Raw genomic sequence first — 2622 nt, 5'->3', positions numbered from 1 at the left:
CGCCCCGCCCTCACGCGGAGTCGAGCGAGGCGAGGGATCCGGGGGAATCGAGGGAGCCGGGCGCGTTGGGCGAATCGAGTGAGCCGAGTGAGCTGAGTGAGCCGAGTGGGTCCTGTCAGCCGAGTGCTTCCGCGATCCCCGTGATCGCCGCCGGACCGACCCGGCAGCACCCGCCGATCAGCCGGGCCCCGGCCCGCTCCCAGCCGCCGACCTGTTCGGGGGTGAAGGTGGAGCGGCCGGTCCAGGCGCGCGCCTCGGCGTCCCAGGTCTCGCCGCTGTTCGGGTAGACGACAACCGGCTTGCCGGTGACGCGGGCGGCGGTCTCCACCGCGGCGTCCACGTCGTCGGGGGCGCAGCAGTTGACGCCGACCGCGATCACCTCGTCGGCGTCGGCGGCGAGCGCGAAGGCCTCCTCCAGCGGCTGCCCGGCCCGGGTCCGGCCCCCCGCGACGCTGTACGACAGCCACGCCGGGACGCCGAACCCGCGCACCGCCCGCAGCAGCGCCCGTGCCTCGTCGGCGTCGGGCACGGTCTCAAGGGCCAGGACGTCAGGACCGGCCTCGGCCAGCACCTCAATGCGGGGCCGGTGGAACGCCTCCAGCTCGGCGACGCTCAGCCCGTACCTGCCCCGGTACTCCGAACCGTCCGCGAGCATCGCCCCGTACGGGCCCACCGACGCCGCCACCCACAGCGGTTCGCGCACGCCCTTCGCCCCGGCCTGCCGGGCCGCCTCGCGGGCGAGTTCGACGCTCAGTCCGAGCAGTTCGGCCGCGCGCTCGCGGGAGATGCCGCGCCCCGCGAAGCCCTCGAAGGTCGCCTGGTAGCTGGAGGTGATCGCCACGTTCGCGCCGGCCTCGAAGTACGCCAGATGCGCCTCGGTGATCGCCTCGGGCCGCTCGGCGAGCAGCCGCGCCGACCACAACTCGTCACTCAGGTCGTGCCCGGCCGATTCGAGCTGGTTGGACATACCGCCGTCCAGGACGACGGTGCCGGTGGCGAGCGCCTCGGCGAGGGTGCGCGGGGCGGCGGGAGAGGAGTCGCGGGTGGTGTCGCGGTCGGTGTGGCTGCTCATGTCACGACGCTAGTCGAAGGCGTGGCGGATGCCCCAGCGTGTCCAGCGTGTGAACAGATTGCCCACCATGTGGGATGCGGGGTTACGATCACGGCCTCCCCACCCCCGTACGCCGCAGTGCGTCGACCGGCGTCGCCGTGGCCGCCGGACGCGATGCGGCGCGTCCCCACGGAATCCGGAAGTGCCATGACTGCCCCCAGCACCACCGAGGCCGGTGGAACACGCCCCGGTCCTGCCCCGGCCGCGCCCCGCCGCACCTTCGGCCTCGCCGCCGCCACCGCCCTCGTCATGGGCAACATCATCGGGGGCGGCATCTTCGTGCTGCCCGCCACCGTCGCCCCGTACGGCACGGTCAGCCTGCTCGCCTTCGTCGTCCTGTCCATAGGCGCGGTACTGCTGGCCCTGCTCTTCGGGAAACTCGCGCGCCGCAGCCCGGTCACCGGCGGCCTCTACGTCTATCCGCGGGACGCGTTCGGCGAGTTCGCGGGCTTTCTGTCGGCCTGGTCGTACTGGACCATGACCTGGGTCAGCATCGCCGCGCTCGCGGTGGCGACCGTCGGATACGCCGATGTGCTGCTGCCGCTGGACGGCAACCGTGCCCTGGAGGCGGCCGTGGCGGCGGGCGCGCTGTGGCTGCCCGCCGCCGCGAACTTCGCGGGCACCCGCTGGGTCGGCGGGGTGCAGATCGTGTCGACGATCCTGAAGTTCGTGCCGCTGCTCCTGGTCGCCACCGTCGGGCTCTTCTTCATCGACACCGACAACTTCGGCCCGTTCAACGCCTCCGGCGACAGCGTGTCCGGCGCGCTCGCCGCCTCCGCCGCGCTGCTCCTCTACAGCTTCCTGGGCGTCGAGTCGGCCGCGATGAGCGCGGGCGAGGTCCGCGACCCGGAGCGCACGGTCGGCCGTGCGAGTGTGCTGGGCACGCTCGGCTCGGCACTCGTCTACCTCCTCGGTACGGTCGCGGTCTTCGGGCTCGTCCCGCACGGCCAACTCGCCGAGTCCGGAGCGCCGTTCGCCGACGCCGTCGACGCGATGACCGGCGGCCACTGGGGCGGCACACTGATCGCGGTCGTCGCCGTCGCCTCGATGGTCGGCTGCCTCAACGGGTGGATCCTGATGAGCGCCCAGATGCCGTACGCCGCCGCCCGCGACGGACTGTTCCCGGCGAGGTTCGCCCGCGTGGGCAAGGGCGGTGTCCCCGGGTTCGGTGTCCTTGCCTGCGCTTCGCTCGGCACGGTTCTGATCGGCCTCAACTACACGGCGGGACCCGACACCACGTTCCGCGTACTCGTCCTCATCACCACCTTCACCGGGTGCGTGCCGTATCTGCTGTCGGCCGCGGCCCAGTTGTACTGGCTCGCCCAGGGCACGCGGGACCGGGTCCGCCCCGCCGGCCTGGTCCGGGACCTGACCGTCGCCGCCCTCTCCTTCGCCTTCTCGTTCTGGCTGATCGCGGGCGCCGGGTATGCGGCGGTGTACCAGGGGGTGTTGTTCCTGTTCGCCGGGATCCCCGTGTACGTGTGGCTGCGGGGGCGGTCCGAGGGCGGGTG

Annotated in this window: 2 protein-coding genes; one reads left to right on the top strand and one right to left on the bottom strand. The window is 72.9% G+C overall.

What is annotated here, in order from left to right; all coding sequences use genetic code 11:
- Positions 1 to 115 precede the first annotated feature (115 nt).
- A complete protein-coding gene (gene mmuM / locus AOK17_RS42755) occupies positions 116 to 1072 on the bottom strand; it encodes a homocysteine S-methyltransferase (protein WP_055618051.1) in 957 nt (318 codons plus the stop codon).
- A 186-nt stretch (positions 1073 to 1258) separates the two neighbouring features.
- Between mmuM and AOK17_RS42750 the strand changes: the two genes are divergently transcribed.
- Positions 1259 to 2622: amino acid permease (locus tag AOK17_RS42750; RefSeq protein WP_055618050.1), on the top strand; the 1364-nt coding region annotated here is incomplete at its 3' end.

This window comes from Streptomyces phaeochromogenes (genome assembly GCF_001418655.1).
GTDB lineage: Bacteria > Actinomycetota > Actinomycetes > Streptomycetales > Streptomycetaceae > Streptomyces > Streptomyces phaeochromogenes.
The sequence above is the reverse complement of the archived record's forward strand: the minus strand, read 5'-3'. Positions and strand labels throughout refer to the sequence as shown.